The organism is Erysipelotrichaceae bacterium 66202529, assembly GCA_017161075.1.
GTDB lineage: Bacteria > Bacillota_I > Bacilli_A > Erysipelotrichales > Erysipelotrichaceae > Clostridium_AQ.
Map to the genome: position 1 here is coordinate 1,320,016 of CP046174.1, position 15,144 is coordinate 1,335,159.

Sequence of the window (15,144 nt, forward strand, 5' to 3'; positions counted from 1 at the left end):
TACAATGGTTTATATAAAACAACTCTTGCAAAGTGACATTTTAAGAGCTATACTATAGTTGTATTCAAACGTATACCAATAGAGATAACAGAAAGCAGGCTTAAAATCCTGCTTTTTTAGACGTTATTTACGAAAAAAGTTAACTTTTTCATAAAAACCGCCCATTTTTTGAATATGCAGAAATGTATACGTTTAGAGATGGGAGGGGTAAGAAATATAAATTTTTAATGTTTAAATGTTATGGAAGATGGTAAAAGGAGGAATACATACTGTATGAGAAAATTAGTAAAAGTACTTGCATCAGCTGCATTGTTAGCTGTATGCATAACACCAACCACGTTGTTTGCTGCTGAGACTGAAACAGCTAAGACAGTGGAAAAAGTCTCCAACGCTGTGGCTGAAATCAACGGCAAAGAATATGCGACATTGGCTGAGGCTATTCAGGAAGTAGAAAATGATCAGACAATCAAGATACTTGATAATATGGATTTAACAGGTAATATAGATGTACATGACAAAGCGTTTATATTAGAATTAAATGGTAAAAATATAACTCAGGTATTAAATGAAACTATTAAAAATACTGCTGCACCATTACGGTTATATAACTCAAAATTAACTGTAAATGATAGCGTGGGGACAGGTTCAATCTTTGGACACCAATGCGCTGTAGGTGTATTTATCAATTCAAAACTAATTCTGAATAACGGCACATTGAAGGGGTCTTGGTATGGTATTTCTGGTAACGGTTTAAATCAGAATGGAACCGAGATTACAATCAATGGCGGTAATGTTTTAAATAATGACCCTGATGGAACAGGAGCAGCTATCTATCATCCTCAAACAGGAACTATCACAATCAATGGTGGTATTATTCGTGGGGATCTCGGAATTCAGCTATGCGCAGGAAATCTTTCTGTAGTAAGCATCAGTGGTGGAGTGATTGAAGGAACAGGGGAAGATGAGCGTTCAAGTAAAACCAGTGATGGTGCAGTACCTGACGGTGCTGCTGTATCTGTTGTCAATAGAGCAGGCTACAGCTCTGTACCAAGTGTGACAATTACTGGTGGGGTTTTTAAATCTACACATAGTGAAGGACTTCTTGCATATACTTGGTCAAAAGATACAGCATCTGAATGGCTGGAAGCAAAAGATCATGTAAAGGTTTCAGGTGGTACCTTTGATTCTGATCCATCTGCTTTTGTAGAGGATAACTATAGAGCATTTGCTTCTGACGGTAATTATACCGTAGCTCCATTAGCTTCTAAGGTTACTCTTTCTAACACTGAATTAACAGTTGAAGAAGGACAGAGCAAAACACTAGTAGCTTCCTTAACCCCAACAGATACACTTGAAACAGTTTCCTGGTCATCAAGTGATGAAAAGATTGCTACCGTTAAAGACGGTAAGGTTACAGCAGTTGCTGCTGGAACTGCAACCATTACTGCAAAAACTGAAAGTGGCATTAAAGCTGAATGTAAGGTAACTGTTACAAAGCCTGTAAAAGTGGAAGAATTGCCTTCTATTGATACCTCTAAACCGGTTGAGGAAGTTACTGTTGGTATAAGTGATGAAAAAGCAGGAGAAATTTTGAAAAATGTTGCTGATCAGATTGTATCAGGCACAAAGGACTTTGCTTCTACTGAAACTATCAAAGCAGTAGCTGAAGCGGTAAACAAAGGAGAAAGCATTACCGTTTCTACAGAAGTAAAAGAAGCAGATACGAATAAAGCAGAAATCAAAGCTGATGCTGAAAAAATTCAGAAGGAATTGAAAACATTAGTATCAGAAGATAAAGCAAGCGCTTCTGTAGCAATGTATCTGGATATCAATGTATTGATTAAGACAGACACCCAGGTATTGGGTAATGTCACAAAATTGCCGCAAGAAGTAACCTTTATGATTGCTATTCCGGAAAAGCTGCAGGCAGAAGGAAGAGAATTCAAAGTTATGCGCGTACATAATGGCGAGGTTACCATGCTGGATACTACCATGAATAAGGATGGTAGTGCACTAACGTTTGATACAAATCTTTTCTCTACGTATGCATTGGTATATGTAGATAAGAAAGCAGAAGAACCAACACCAACACCGGATCCAAAACCGGAACCTACACCAAATCCTGATCCGACACCAAATCCGCAACCTACACCAGAACTAGAAACTACTGTATATAATGTAGTATTCGTGGATATGAACGGTGCAGTTTTGAAAGTCGAAAAGGTGAATGCTAACGGTGCAGCTACAGCACCTGTTGCACCAGCTGTGGAAGGCTACCGTTTTGTGAAATGGGATACGGATTTCTCAAAGGTCACAAAAGATCTGTTAGTTAAGCCGGTATATGAAAAGGTTACAGCTACGGAAAAACCTACAGCTACACCGGAAAAACCGTCTAGTGATAAGAATACACCGGATACAGGAGATACGACAAGTGCAGGACTGTTTACAGCATTTGCGTTATTAGGACTAGTTTCCATGGGAATTATTGCTGTACAGCGAAAAAGAAAACAGCTTATGAAATAAACTAAAAACCGGAGCAATCCGGTTTTTATATGGTTATAATACGTAGTATTGCGAAAGCTACTGCTCCTTTAGATACCGTTCTACTTCATCAGCACGCAGTCTTCTTATTTCTGTATTTGGAAACTGCTCATAGGATGCTCTCTTGTAAACAGGCTGTAGGCTGGAACAGGTCTTGTCCTTGTTCCTTTGTAAAAATATGAGCAAATCGGCTTCTGCACGAAAAATTTTATAAGACTTTCTGCCGTTTTTGTCTGTTATTTCATAAATACCACAGCTTGTATGCTCTGTGGCATCTGCACTGCGCAGATAGAGCTTTGCGACTTCCAATGTTGTAAAAGGGAAATTCCATCGCTGCAGACCGCTGCTTTTCGTTGCGTTCACACAGATACAGCGGCCACAGGTACCACATATGTACTGCAGATGGTTTTCCAGACATTCCCGTGGCTTTCGCAGAGGGGTTATGCGACTGTGTTGGCTATAGCATTCGTTACATTCTTTCATGAGTATCCTCCTGGTCTTGTGAAAACTGCAGGCATCCAATTCAGAAACGCCTTTGTTTATGCAATAAGTATATACTATGACAGTGTGTCAGAGTCAAGAAAGTGCTTATGCCAAACAATAATAATTAAAGAATCCAATTCTGCTGTTCTTTAAAACTTTTGCAAAAATAACAGCAGGATATGCTACAATTAAAGCAGAGGTGAGCAAACATGAAAGAAATAAAAATTACAGATATCAAGGGGATTCAGGTTGGACAGGCTGAAAATGCGGAGGCAGGAACCGGATGCACCGTGATTTTATGCAAGGAGGGGGCAGTTGCCGGCGTGGATGTGCGTGGCGGCGGCCCTGCGACAAGAGAAACAGATCTGCTTCATCCTATCAATATGGTTCAAAAAATACATGCAGTTATGCTTAGCGGAGGCAGTGCCTATGGGTTGGATGCAGCCAGCGGTGCTATGCAGTATCTCGAGGAGCACGATGCAGGCTTTGATATGCAGGTAGCGAAGGTTCCCATTGTCTGCGGTGCAAGCCTGTTTGATTTATCTGTTGGAAATGCACACATACGGCCGGATAAGGAAATGGGATATGCGGCATGTGTGGATGCGGAAAATGATACGGTTTTGGAAGGCAATCATGGTGCTGGAACAGGAGCGAGTGTTGGTAAGCTGCTTGGCTTTGAACGGGCGATGAAAAGTGGTATCGGAACCTGCGGCATCCAGGTTGGCGATTTACAGGTTGCTGCAATCGTTGCCGTGAATGCATGCGGAAATGTTGTGGATTATGAGACAAATGAACTGCTTGCCGGTGTTTATGATGCGAATAGTAACACCATGTTAAAGGCAGAGGATGTATTATTTCAACAAATGGATGCCATGCGTAAGCTGCCGGAGGGAAATACGACAATCGGATGCATCGTTACCAACGCAAAGCTGGATAAGGCGCAGTGTACAAAAATCGCAGGAATAGCACACAACGGCTATGCAAGAGCCATTCATCCTGTACATACCATGAGTGATGGAGATTCTATTTTTGTATTGAGCAGCGGAGAGGTTGAAGTTATGGCAGATGCTGTCGGTATGCTGGCAACGGAAATGATGGCAAAAGCTATCAAACGCGCTGTTCTGCATGCGCAGAGTGCTTACGGACTACCTGCCCATCAGGATATTGTATGAAGATAACGTTTTATCATTGGGGCGTCCAGTGTCCAATCATTGTGGAAATGCTTGAGCTGTTTCACAAGGATAGGAAGGATATGGTAACCTGTATAGATTTTACAAAGCGTGAGGATGTCGCCTTACAGAAGCAGCTGTATTATCCGTTTCTCACCGTGTTTAATGATACCATCCCCTGGTACGGCCCGGTGAATGCAGAAATATTGGAAGCAGTTCGAAATAAAAAGCTAATAAAGGAGGAGCCGTTTTTACTATCGCAATCTAATCATGAGGCAAGAGGAGAGCTGATTCCTCTGACAAAAGACACCATACAGCTGGCAGGGCAGGGCTGTACCTTGTGTGAACAGCATGGACAAATGGAGGAAAAAGCAGCGTTTCTTTGCTCCTGTGGCGTATCACGCTTTGGCTTACTGCATCGGATTGATGGAAATGTTGTGGGCGGTGTGGAATGGCTGCCGTCTTTAAAGGTTCCTTATCCGATACCTAGGGATGCACATACTGCATTTCTAACATGCGTATATCATTCCAGTGAACAGGCAGATTATAAATCCTGGCCCTTGAAACAGCTGGAAGCAGAATTGAAAAAGAGCTATCAGCGAATACTTGTCATCAGTGATGAGCTTGGTACATTTCCCAATGGCCCTATGCAATGGTTTATAAATCACGGATATCGTGATCTGGGCTTGCTGCAGGAGCTAGAGGGCTACGCCCGTCTGCATCTGATGGAAAAGGTGTTAACGATATAGGAATTCACTTTCTAAATAAAGGCAGTATCCTTTTTGTTTCATGCAATGGATACTGTCCTTTTTTTACTTGTTGATTGCTGCATGAATAAGGTGTAGATTGAAAAAACAGATGCATCAGGTAAACAGAAGCATACGGGAATGACAGTTGTATTGAGCGTCTGCTTGCGAATTTACAGAGTAGAGGCGGTGTACATACGCGTTACTGTGCCGTCATTTTCTTTAATCATTGAAAAAAACTCCCATCCGCAGGCTTCATAAAACCGGGTATGACTGGTAATTAAATAAAGTCGCGAAATATCATAGGAGCCGGCATCCTTTCGGATATAATCCAGCAGCCTTTTTGCCAGCCCCTTTCCCCGCCAGGTGGCTTCCACATACAACGCACAGATATTAGGCGTCAATTCCGTACACTCATGAAAATCGTTGGCGATCAAACCAGCACCTGCAATCACCGCTCCGCAAGTATCCACAAGCATGTACCAGCGCGGTAGTAAAGAGGTGCTGTCAATAGATGCCTGCATGCTTTCCTCATAGACAGATAAAGGGATGCCCCATTTTTCATGAAACCAAGTTGCGGCTGTATGCAGAAGGTGTGGCTGCTCCTGCAGAGTGATAATAGAAATATCGTTTGCATTCATTGAAAAACCTCCCTGTTTCAAAAACAGTATAGCATATAAAATGTAATCGGTATCATGTGAATTATTGCACAAATTGATTGGCAGACATTGGGAATTGTATTATAATAAAGGCGTCCTTCATATACAGAAGATATTTCTGCAGGATCCGCTTGTGACCTGTAAGAAATGGGACAATATGGATGGACATCTTTCGATAAACATCGCATCTGTAAGAGAGCGAGAGTAGGAGGACACATATGAAATCGAAAAAAACGCAGTACATGTCCATTATGGCCATGTTTTTGGCTATCCAGATCATCCTGGTAGTCACACCTCTGGGCTATCTTCCCATTGGTCCAATCAGTGCAACGACAATGCATATTCCGGTTATCATTGCAGGAATTGCTTTAGGAAAGAAGGCGGGTGCTCAGCTTGGCTTTGTATTTGGTTTAACAAGTGTGCTGAATGCGACCTTTCGTCCAACACTGACTTCCTTTTGCTTTTCCCCGTTTGTAACCATTGGCGGTATCGGGGGAAACTGGATGAGCCTGCTGATTGCATTTATTCCGCGTATACTGCTTGGCTACCTGGCAGGTCTGGTTTATGAAAAGCTATGCAAACGGGGTGTAAATGAATCTGTTGGAATTGTTGCAGGAGCATTAACAGGTGCGATTACGAACACTGTGCTGGTGTTAGGTGGTATTTATATATTCTTTGGCTCTGCGTATGCGGATGCCATAAAGGTGGCTTATGATACTCTGATAGCCGTGTTATTAGGGGTTGTGGCGACCAATGGAATTGCAGAGGCTGTTTTGGGGGCTGTTGCGACATTGCTTGTATGCAAGGCGATTAAGCCGATTACAAGAAAATTTGACAGAAGAAACTGCTAGCGTTTAGTAAAGGATAGATTACCTTATGATAGAGGACTCTATCTTTTTTTATAGAGCTTGCTGAAATATTATACTTAAAAGGTTAATAGAATAAACTTTGTAGCCTTTTACAATGTGCAAGGTATTATATCGCTACTAGAATAAATTATGCAAATGAATGCTTGTGAAACGAAACTTCTCTAATGGGAGCATGTTAACAGAATAAAGGTTTAGAAACATCATACAGAAGGCTCGTATGGAAGTATTATATAAAGGAATCAGAGGCTCTGCCGCCAATATTATGAAATTAAGGAAGCACGAGGAAAGCAACATCTATTCATTTTGTTTAGATGTTGCTTTGTTTTACTATGAACATTATGAAAGTCATCAACGTTTTTTTGTGTTATTTTAAAGTCCTTGCTAAGAAAGTATTAAAGGCTGTTATAAACGTATTTCTTTAACTCATCAAAAGTATCACAGCTTAAAATCATACGAGAGATACTGTTAAGCTGTTCGATGGTAAGTGATTGTAGCCATGTCGTGGCATCTTCATGATATATGTTTTCAATCAGCTGGTTCAGGATAAGTCGCTCCCCTGCTTCTTTCCCTTCCTTTATTCCTTCTTCTCTGCCTTTCTCAAGTCCCTCTTTATAGCTGTCATTCAGACCATTGCGATAGCGTGCTTCTCCCATCTGAATTGCCATTGCCGTTGACCATAGCTTTTCATTTTTCTGCATTTCCTTGTACTTTTCCACTTGGTGCCCTGTGGGTATAAACACTTTCACCAGCCTTTCCTTCGTTTTTAGTATAGCATCATTTTCATTATTTTCAAATAAGAAACACAACTGCTCAAAGTCATTCAACTTCAAAATTCCCTGCTTTCTTACCAGTTCATTGATTACCGGCAGATGTATGTAGCTGCGTTTTATCAGTGCCTTTTTATTCTCCACCTCTCCCTTTTCGGTACGCATCTGGTAGTGATTCATCAGGTTTTGATTATTCCATGGATATTCATCAATGAAAATTATCTGATGTACAGGCTTCAATAGCTCATACTTCTCCCCGCTGTTTAACTGATCATTCAGCGCTCTTGCCCCATAAAACTCAAAGCGCTTCAATTCTGTTTCAGTAAACGTTGTCTGCATTTCGATACAAAACAGCTGGCCGTTTTCATCCTTTACGTGGACATCCAAAATAATCTTTTTCTTTCCGATGGTCTTGGGGTCCAGATTAGGATTCATAACCGTACTTTCTTTAACCCGTATCCCGGTCACACGTTCAATAATGGTGTTGCGAGCAAAGATGGAGCCTTCATCCTCACGAGAGAGGGTGTACTTGAAGAACAAATCATTGCGGTAATTCAATACATCTTCTGGTTGTTTTCTAGTCATTTGACATTTCCTCGTTTCTGCAAGGTTATTCCTTACACTCTTATATACGAAAAGAAATGTTGTAATTCCTAAAAATTTCAAAAAAAATTAAAATATAATAAAACATTTTTACGCTATAGAGTAAAAACGATATGCAAAACGACCTCGTATATAGTTGCTAATGAGGATAGGGCAATTTGTTATTTGAATAGTGAAATATCTGTTATCTTGTTGTTACCCAGTCAGGATATTTGGATATGTATGATGATAGATGTAAAATTATGCGTTCTTATGAATATGATTTAAAAAAATGACCAACAAGAGGTAAGAAACACAAAAATAAAAGCAAATCATATTGAAAAGCTGATTTTTGTATATTTATACCTTCCTCCTGGTAATTGCTTGATATCGTTTATTATTTCCTATCTCCGCTGTTTATTAAAGAAGCTTAATTTAATGATATTGGTCATGCAGCAGTCTTTTTTCTTTTGTGCATGATATTTGCATTTATGGAAATACTTTTGTATGATAGGTATAGAAGGTGACTTTAAAAAATAAAGTAAATACTGGAGGTATTCACTATGAATGAAATCAAGGGCTTTGTAGGAACCTATGCACCTGGGAAGGGAATTTATTCCTTTCTGTATGATGTGCAGAAAGAGGAGTTTGTAAAGACAGATTTGTTTTATCCGGTCAAGGATGCAAAGTATCTGTCATATTATAAGAATAGACTGGCGTTTCCAACGCAGCTGACAGATGCCGGACTCTGCGTGCTTGTGAATGGAAATGAGCTGCATGCAGGTCTGGAAAACAGTACTGCCTGTTACGTTGTACAGGATGGGGACTGTGTTTATACTGTTAATTATCATGATGGTACCCTGATTCGTTACCGATTGAGTGAGGCTGGGCTGCAGGAGGAGCATATCGTGCATATACAGCATGAGGCAGGCTCTCATCAGGCGATATTAACCGGCTCTACCATTCTGGTACCCTGCCGTTTACTGGATCGTGTCTATGTGTATGATCAAATTAGTATGAAGCTGATTCGCGCCATTTCTTTTCCCAAGGGTACGGGAATCCGGCACGGTGTAATGGATGATCACGGACGATTTTTGTATATGATCAGTGAGGATAGCTGCGAAATATTTGAAATGAATATGGAGCAGGGTGGTGTGATTACCAGAAAGCTGTCCCTGCTTCAAAAAGAGGAACAGGGAGGCGGCGCCGCAATCCGTATCAGTGCTGACGGTAATACTCTGTATGCTTCTGTTCGCGGTGTGAATCGCATTTATGTCATTGATATAGCAAGCTGGAGAATACTGCAGCAGATCGATAGCGGTGGTGACCATCCACGGGATATCAATCTGTCACCACAGGGTGACTATCTGTTTGCCGCTAATCGAAACAGCGGTAATCTGGTGGTATTCCATATTGACCGTATCACGGGAATGCTGGAAAAAAGGGCACAAACGGATACGATACCGGAAGGTGTCAGCATAGTATTTTACAAATAGGAGGAGATTTATATGAGAACAAACAATATTGGTATGGTAGGACTTGCGGTTATGGGAAGAAGTCTTGCATTGAATATGGCAGACCATGGATATAAGGTAGGCGGCTACAATCGCAGCTATGAAGTAACCAAGCATATGCTGGAAGCCTGGCCGCATGAGAATTTTACCGGCTACAAAACATTGGAGGAGCTGGTGGCATCTCTGGAGAAGCCAAGAAAGGTCATGCTGATGGTGAAGGCCGGAAAAGCTGTTGACCTGATTATTGAGCAGCTGATTCCTTTGCTTGAGCGTGGAGATATCATTCTGGATGGCGGTAATTCCTTTTTTGAGGATACGATTCGCAGAGAACGCGATTTAAAGGAAAAGGGGCTGCATTACTTTGGTGTCGGTATTTCCGGCGGCGAGGATGGAGCGCGCTTTGGCCCAAGCATCATGCCGGGAGGAAACAGGGAAGCGTATGAGGAAATTCGTCCGATTCTGGAGGCGGTTGCGGCCCGTGCAGAGGATGGAACTCCATGCTGTACGTATATCGGAGAAAATGGGGCAGGACATTATGTCAAAATGGTGCACAATGGAATTGAATATGCCGATATGCAGTTGATTGCAGAAGCGTATTTGCTGTTAAAACACATCGGGCATCTGAGCAATGCAGCGCTTGCCGAGGTATTTAGCAAATATCAGAAGGGGGAGCTGAACAGCTTTCTGATTCACATTACAGCGGATATCTTCCGTGAGTGTGATGATAAAGGAGACGGTGAGCTGGTGGATCGCATTCGGGATGCAGCACAGCAGAAGGGTACCGGGCGCTGGACAAGCATAGAAGCCTTAAAGCAGGGTGTGGATGTGTCCATGATTGCAGCGGCAGGAAATGCCCGTGTCATGTCCAATAACGAAAACAGGAAAATCGCTGAAAAGCGGTATCCGCATATCAAAATCGCTGAAATATCCAATACAGAGGCATTTGCGGAAGAGGTTCGTCAGGGACTGTATGCGGCTAAAATTATCGCCTATGCACAGGGATTTGATTTGCTGAAGCAGGCAAGCGCTGCGTATGGCTGGAATCTTCCGTTAGGAAATATTGCGTCCATCTTCCGTGCCGGCTGTATTATTCAGGCAAAATTCCTCAACAAAATTACCAGAGCATATGAAAAGGATGCGCAATTATCCCATTTGCTGCTGGATGAGTTCTTCCAGGAGCGTGTGGTTTCCTATGAAAAAAATCTGCGTCAAATCACGGCTCAGGCAGTCTTGAGCGGACTTCCCGTACCGGCAATGGCAAATGCCATCAGCTACCTGGATGCCTTTCATGCCCGGCATGTCGGTGCCAATCTGATACAGGCACAGCGTGATTACTTTGGAGCGCATACGTATGAACGTACAGATGAAGAAGGCAGCTTCCACCATGAATGGAGGCGTTCCGCATGAAGCAGCTGACATTTACGATTTTTGGCGGTACCGGGGATTTAACCTTTCGCAAGCTGCTGCCGGCCCTGTATAATCTGCAGGCGCAACGTAAGCTGGAAGAAGATTTTTCCATTGTCATCATCGGACGCAGAGAGTATGACCATGACAGCTATTGTGCAGAGGCGGCAAGCTGGATCAAGCAGTTTGCCCGCCTTCCCTACCGGGATGATGAATTTTTACGGTTTGCGAATCGCATTCACTATGTAAGGATGGATTTTACGAAACTGGAAAATTATGAAGCTCTGAATACCTTTTATAAAGACCATAATCTCCAGCATCATGTTTTCTACTTTGCGGTGGCTCCCCGTTTCTTTGCTGTAATCGCACAGGGACTTGTACAGGTGGAAAAAGCCTGCAAGGGAAAGGTGATCATTGAAAAACCATTTGGTGAGGACTTGGAATCTGCCAGAATATTAAACGAGGATTTGGAACGTTTTTTCACAAAAGAGCGGATTTTCCATATTGATCATTACCTGGGAAAAGAAATGGTACGCAACATGCAGGCAATTCGCTTTATGAATCCGATTTTTCAGGATGTGTGGAATGCGAAGTATATCGAGCACGTGCAAATCAGTGCGATGGAAACGGTCGGCGTGGAAAACCGGGGCGGCTATTACGATCAAAGCGGTGCGTTGAAGGATATGGTGCAGAATCATCTGTTTCAGATTCTAAGTATTACTGCAATGGAACAGCCGGCTTCCTTCTTCGGAGAGGATATGCATCAGAAACAGCTGGATGTACTGCATGCTCTGCGTCCGGTGGAACAGCTGGACATGGCGGACAGCGTTGTTTTGGGACAGTATTTTCATTATCAGAAGGAGGATCGTGTTGCGGATGACTCCATGACGGAAACCTATGCGGCACTGCGTCTGTTTGTGGATAATGAACGCTGGAAGAATGTTCCGTTTTATATCCGTACGGGGAAGAAGCTGAAGGAGCGGGAAATGGAGGTTGTTATCACCTTTAAAAAGACCAATCCGGATGTTGCGGCAAATGTATTGCTGATCCGTATTCAGCCGACAGAGGGTGTTTATTTTCAATTTAATATCAAGAAGCCGGGAGACAGTGATGAGATTGTGCCGACAAGCATGGATTTCTGCCAAAGCTGTTCCGATATTAACCGGATCAATACACCGGAGGCATATGAACGTCTGCTCGCAGCTGCGGTACAGGGGGATATCTCCTGGTTCTCGCAATGGGATCAGATTGAAAGCAGCTGGAAGTATGTGGAGGAGCTGAAGCAGCGTTATCAAAAGGAGCGCCTGCCTTTAACCACCTATATGGCGGGCAGTGAAGGGCCGAAGGAAGCAGAGGAGCTCTTACAGCGACATGATCATGCATGGGGACACCGTGATGTCTGATGCAGAGGAACAAAAGCAGCGCAGCGCAAAAAAAGCTGCTTCCTATGTGAAGGATGGCATGGTGCTCGGTCTTGGAACCGGAAGTACTGTGCGCTGGCTGATTGAGGAGCTTGGAGCCCGTAAGGATTTAACACATTTAAAAATCATATCCTCATCGAAGGATTCACAACAGCGTGCACAGCAGTATGGCCTGCATATCATAGAGCCAAAGCTTGTCGATCATATCGATCTGGTAATTGACGGCGTTGATCAGATTGATGAGCAGAAGCAGGTTATCAAAGGCGGTGGCGGTGCGCTTGTCCGTGAGAAAATACTGGCGGAGGCGGCAGAGCATATCATATGGATCATGGATGCATCCAAGCGGGTGAGCACGATAGAAGCCTACCCGCTGCCTGTTGAAATTGTTCCATTCTCCTTACCCTTTGTGATACGAAGGCTAAAAGCGAAGGGATATACCGTGAAGCAGCGTCAGCAGGATGGCCAAGCATATTGCAGCGATAACCGCAATTTTATCCTGGATGTGCTGCTTCCTAAAAACCGTTTACTTTGTGAAGCACATGAGGAGCTGCTGCATATCGCCGGCGTTGTGGAAACCGGCTACTTCTGCATGGATGCTACCTGTGTAACTGCTTCAGCCAAGGAGCTCCTGATATGGTGATCTTATAAATACAGAAAAACTGTTTCGTATTCGTAACATAAAAATTACGGAAAGAAACAGTTTTTTCTTACCTTATACAGATAGGTGCAGGATTTCATAAACTATGGCATTCTTTGTTTCCTGAGGGTACTTCTTATAAAAATAAAATTCGCTGATTGTCCATTGCGTAGGATTGTATATCAATATCTTCCCTGTCTGCTCATCTGATTCCATGCTGAACGGTATGCGGTTCATATGCTGTTTTGGTGATAACGTATATTCAATGAGGGATACATAGCAAAAGGAGGTAAATGCACTTGTAAGCTCACAGTGAAGAACGATTCCTGTCTGGATGCTCTGCCAACCGAAGGACTTTAGAATATTATCGTAAAAGCCATCAAAAAGAAACTTGTTCATTCCCTCGCTGCGATTCCAGATATAGAGTGGAGAATACTCTTTTCCACTGTAGGAATTACTGCTTTCTTTCATGAGGTAGGCCTTGCAGATTAAATCCGGAAAGCCGTCGGTTTTGTGTCCGTTATCTGCTACGCGCTTTCTGATCAGCTGCATATCATATGAGTTGGGAAGCATAATTCTATATTGCATTGCTATCATACTATTCCTTCTTTCTAAACAGTCTTTGCTGTTTCTTTCATTATACTTTTGTAGCATTCATGTGTATAATAGTTGTTAATGATGAAGCGTATCATTTAAAATGATGGAGGCGGAATATGGAAAGTCTGGAGCTGCGTATATTTGTAAAGGCAGCGCAAACAAAATCAATTACAAAGGCTGCAGAGCAGCTTGGTTATGTACAATCCAATGTTACGGCACATATTAAAAAGCTGGAACTGGAATTAGGGACACCCTTATTTATACGTAGTAACAAAGGTATTACGCTGACAAGGGATGGGGAGCAGCTGCTGTATCGTGCTGAACAGATTATTATACAGCTTGATGAACTGGAGCATGAATTTAATAAAAGGACAGCATCACTGGTTATTGGAACAACGCAGACGATTGCAGGATTTCTCTTGCCGATGTGTATTGCTGAATACCGTAAACAATATCCCGAGGTATCCATTTCTGTACGTATACAGGATCAGGATCATTTGGAAGAGCTGTTACAACAGGGACAACTGGATTGTCTGCTTACGAATAGTGAATCTGCTATATTTGGGAAGCTGCTGTTTCAGCAGGAGGAAAAGCTGATGCTGATAGCACCATTATCCTGCTCGTGTATAGAGGATATATGGGGATATCCGCTGCTAGTAAACACGCTGCCATCCTGTCCATATCGCAAAGCATTGCTTCGCTGGAAGTCGGCATTACATAAAAATGATACAGAAATTATAGAATATGATAGTCTGAATGGATTGCTCAATATGGCGGCATTGGGCGGATTTACATTGCTGCCCCAGCATGTGCTCTCAGAAAGTTTGCCGCTTCAAAAATTTTATGTGAGGGAGCTACAGGGTACAAGGATCAAGCTGTGGATACCGGAACATGGAGCTGCGAATATGTGGAATCCTTTTGTGATGCTATTGGAAAAGCAGCTGAAGCGTCATACGTCTGCATGCTTATAAAACACAAGCAGGCTGCGCATGCGGGGACGGTAGACGTGAAATTTACTATATGCTATTCTTTTTTTTGGTTTTGATACAAGAAAGATAGGATTATGATAGTAGTATGATGCAGCCCTTACTTCCTTTTGAAAATTACTGTTCATGCTGTTCAGATACAAAGACCTGTATCATTACATGCTCTTGTGTCTATGTATATGAAGCATTTGCTATAGCTTTCGTGTGAGAGTATTCATTATACTCTCTTTTTTCGTTAATAATCGACGAATCGTAATGAGATTACAGAAAATATATAGTTAAAGGTGATAGGTTATTGACAAATGTGGTGTACTATTTGTATAATACACTTGAAGAGGTGATATGATGAACGTATTCAGTGATCTGAAGCTTAATAATAAAACGAGCGTTTATCTCCAAATCATCCAACATGTGAAACGCAAGATTCTGAATAAAAGCATTGCTTGCTATACGCCGCTGCCCTCACGCAGAGAGCTGGCATCCTTTTTATCCATCAATCCAAATACGGTACAGAAATCGTATAAGCTAATGGAGGAAGAAGGTATTTTGCGTACCATGAGCAATGTAAAAAGTGTGGTCTATGTTGATGAGCAAATCATAGAACGGCTGCAGCAGGAAATGATTCAGGAAACCGTGGATGATTTCATCGCCAACTGCCGCGAATGCGGACTCCCATTTCAGAAGGTGATAGCTATTCTGAGCACACGTTGGGACATCTGATTTTTTGTTTATAAGAAGTGTACTACTTAAGTAATACAGAAAGCGAGGG

At 42.3% G+C, this 15,144-nt stretch carries 14 protein-coding genes; 10 read left to right on the plus strand and 4 right to left on the minus strand.

The genetic code is table 11. From position 1 onward, the window contains the following. The first annotated feature begins 273 nt into the window (after positions 1-273). Entirely contained in the window at positions 274-2,523 is a 2,250-nt protein-coding gene (locus GKZ87_06200; GenBank protein QSI25101.1) for a cell adhesion protein, read from the plus strand. Positions 2,524-2,580: 57 nt separating this feature from the next. Here GKZ87_06200 and GKZ87_06205 read toward each other — a convergent pair whose 3' ends face one another. Beyond that, positions 2,581-3,024: a hypothetical protein gene (locus GKZ87_06205; GenBank protein QSI25102.1), complete on the minus strand. Its 444-nt coding sequence runs from the start codon at positions 3,022-3,024 to the stop codon at positions 2,581-2,583. 209 nt (positions 3,025-3,233) lie between these two features. Between GKZ87_06205 and GKZ87_06210 the strand changes: the two genes are divergently transcribed. Both GKZ87_06210 and GKZ87_06215 read left to right on the plus strand, forming a co-directional pair. Next, on the plus strand, positions 3,234-4,196 hold the full coding sequence (locus GKZ87_06210; GenBank protein QSI25103.1) for a peptidase S58 family protein: 963 nt from the start codon (positions 3,234-3,236) through the stop codon (positions 4,194-4,196). Beyond that, complete coding sequence (locus GKZ87_06215; protein QSI25104.1) at positions 4,193-4,942, plus strand: hypothetical protein; 750 nt, start codon at positions 4,193-4,195, stop codon at positions 4,940-4,942. Before GKZ87_06210 ends, GKZ87_06215 begins: the two co-directional genes overlap by 4 nt. 170 nt (positions 4,943-5,112) lie before the next feature. Here GKZ87_06215 and GKZ87_06220 read toward each other — a convergent pair whose 3' ends face one another. Then, positions 5,113-5,580: a GNAT family N-acetyltransferase gene (locus GKZ87_06220; GenBank protein QSI25105.1), complete on the minus strand. Its 468-nt coding sequence runs from the start codon at positions 5,578-5,580 to the stop codon at positions 5,113-5,115. Between the two features lie 236 nt (positions 5,581-5,816). Between GKZ87_06220 and GKZ87_06225 the strand changes: the two genes are divergently transcribed. Next, positions 5,817-6,449: an ECF transporter S component gene (locus GKZ87_06225; GenBank protein ID QSI25106.1), complete on the plus strand. Its 633-nt coding sequence runs from the start codon at positions 5,817-5,819 to the stop codon at positions 6,447-6,449. 410 nt (positions 6,450-6,859) lie between these two features. Here GKZ87_06225 and GKZ87_06230 read toward each other — a convergent pair whose 3' ends face one another. Continuing rightward, entirely contained in the window at positions 6,860-7,819 is a 960-nt protein-coding gene (locus GKZ87_06230) for an Rpn family recombination-promoting nuclease/putative transposase (GenBank protein QSI25107.1), read from the minus strand. 560 nt (positions 7,820-8,379) lie between these two features. On the opposite strand from GKZ87_06230, the gene GKZ87_06235 reads away from it, so the two are divergent. The 4 genes from GKZ87_06235 to rpiA are packed head-to-tail and all read left to right on the plus strand — an operon-like array spanning position 8,380 to position 12,795. Then, entirely contained in the window at positions 8,380-9,312 is a 933-nt protein-coding gene (locus tag GKZ87_06235) for a beta-propeller fold lactonase family protein (GenBank protein QSI25108.1), read from the plus strand. A 12-nt stretch (positions 9,313-9,324) separates the two neighbouring features. Then, the gene (gene gndA, locus GKZ87_06240; GenBank protein ID QSI25109.1) at positions 9,325-10,737 is read left to right on the plus strand and encodes an NADP-dependent phosphogluconate dehydrogenase; all 1,413 of its coding nucleotides are present in this window, start codon (positions 9,325-9,327) and stop codon (positions 10,735-10,737) included. After that, positions 10,734-12,137, plus strand: a complete 1,404-nt coding sequence (gene zwf / locus GKZ87_06245) for a glucose-6-phosphate dehydrogenase (protein QSI25110.1) — start codon at positions 10,734-10,736, stop codon at positions 12,135-12,137. Before gndA ends, zwf begins: the two co-directional genes overlap by 4 nt. Further along, positions 12,130-12,795: a ribose-5-phosphate isomerase RpiA gene (gene rpiA / locus GKZ87_06250; protein ID QSI27903.1), complete on the plus strand. Its 666-nt coding sequence runs from the start codon at positions 12,130-12,132 to the stop codon at positions 12,793-12,795. Before zwf ends, rpiA begins: the two co-directional genes overlap by 8 nt. A 72-nt stretch (positions 12,796-12,867) precedes the next feature. Here the strand turns inward: rpiA and GKZ87_06255 are convergent, their stop codons facing one another. Next, complete coding sequence (locus tag GKZ87_06255) at positions 12,868-13,389, minus strand: DUF4865 family protein (GenBank protein ID QSI25111.1); 522 nt, start codon at positions 13,387-13,389, stop codon at positions 12,868-12,870. Positions 13,390-13,505: 116 nt separating this feature from the next. On the opposite strand from GKZ87_06255, the gene GKZ87_06260 reads away from it, so the two are divergent. Both GKZ87_06260 and GKZ87_06265 read left to right on the plus strand, forming a co-directional pair. Next, positions 13,506-14,360 (plus strand): LysR family transcriptional regulator, encoded by an 855-nt coding sequence (locus GKZ87_06260; GenBank protein ID QSI25112.1) that lies wholly within the window; start codon positions 13,506-13,508, stop codon positions 14,358-14,360. A gap of 360 nt (positions 14,361-14,720) precedes the next feature. Further along, positions 14,721-15,095, plus strand: coding sequence for a GntR family transcriptional regulator (locus tag GKZ87_06265; protein QSI27904.1), 375 nt, complete (start codon positions 14,721-14,723; stop codon positions 15,093-15,095). Positions 15,096-15,144 lie beyond the last annotated feature (49 nt).

What these genes read in the sequence shown, in the direction of transcription:
- GKZ87_06235 (QSI25108.1), top strand. Translation starts at nt 8,380, where the DNA reads ATGAATGAAATCAAGGGCTTTGTAGGAACCTATGCACCTGGGAAGGGA.
- rpiA (QSI27903.1), top strand. Translation starts at nt 12,130, where the DNA reads ATGTCTGATGCAGAGGAACAAAAGCAGCGCAGCGCAAAAAAAGCTGCT.
- GKZ87_06265 (QSI27904.1), top strand. Translation starts at nt 14,721, where the DNA reads ATGAACGTATTCAGTGATCTGAAGCTTAATAATAAAACGAGCGTTTAT.
- GKZ87_06200 (QSI25101.1), top strand. Translation starts at nt 274, where the DNA reads ATGAGAAAATTAGTAAAAGTACTTGCATCAGCTGCATTGTTAGCTGTA.
- GKZ87_06260 (QSI25112.1), top strand. Translation starts at nt 13,506, where the DNA reads ATGGAAAGTCTGGAGCTGCGTATATTTGTAAAGGCAGCGCAAACAAAA.
- GKZ87_06215 (QSI25104.1), top strand. Translation starts at nt 4,193, where the DNA reads ATGAAGATAACGTTTTATCATTGGGGCGTCCAGTGTCCAATCATTGTG.
- GKZ87_06220 (QSI25105.1), bottom strand. Translation starts at nt 5,580, where the DNA reads ATGAATGCAAACGATATTTCTATTATCACTCTGCAGGAGCAGCCACAC.
- GKZ87_06230 (QSI25107.1), bottom strand. Translation starts at nt 7,819, where the DNA reads ATGACTAGAAAACAACCAGAAGATGTATTGAATTACCGCAATGATTTG.
- GKZ87_06225 (QSI25106.1), top strand. Translation starts at nt 5,817, where the DNA reads ATGAAATCGAAAAAAACGCAGTACATGTCCATTATGGCCATGTTTTTG.
- GKZ87_06205 (QSI25102.1), bottom strand. Translation starts at nt 3,024, where the DNA reads ATGAAAGAATGTAACGAATGCTATAGCCAACACAGTCGCATAACCCCT.
- GKZ87_06255 (QSI25111.1), bottom strand. Translation starts at nt 13,389, where the DNA reads ATGATAGCAATGCAATATAGAATTATGCTTCCCAACTCATATGATATG.
- GKZ87_06210 (QSI25103.1), top strand. Translation starts at nt 3,234, where the DNA reads ATGAAAGAAATAAAAATTACAGATATCAAGGGGATTCAGGTTGGACAG.
- zwf (QSI25110.1), top strand. Translation starts at nt 10,734, where the DNA reads ATGAAGCAGCTGACATTTACGATTTTTGGCGGTACCGGGGATTTAACC.
- gndA (QSI25109.1), top strand. Translation starts at nt 9,325, where the DNA reads ATGAGAACAAACAATATTGGTATGGTAGGACTTGCGGTTATGGGAAGA.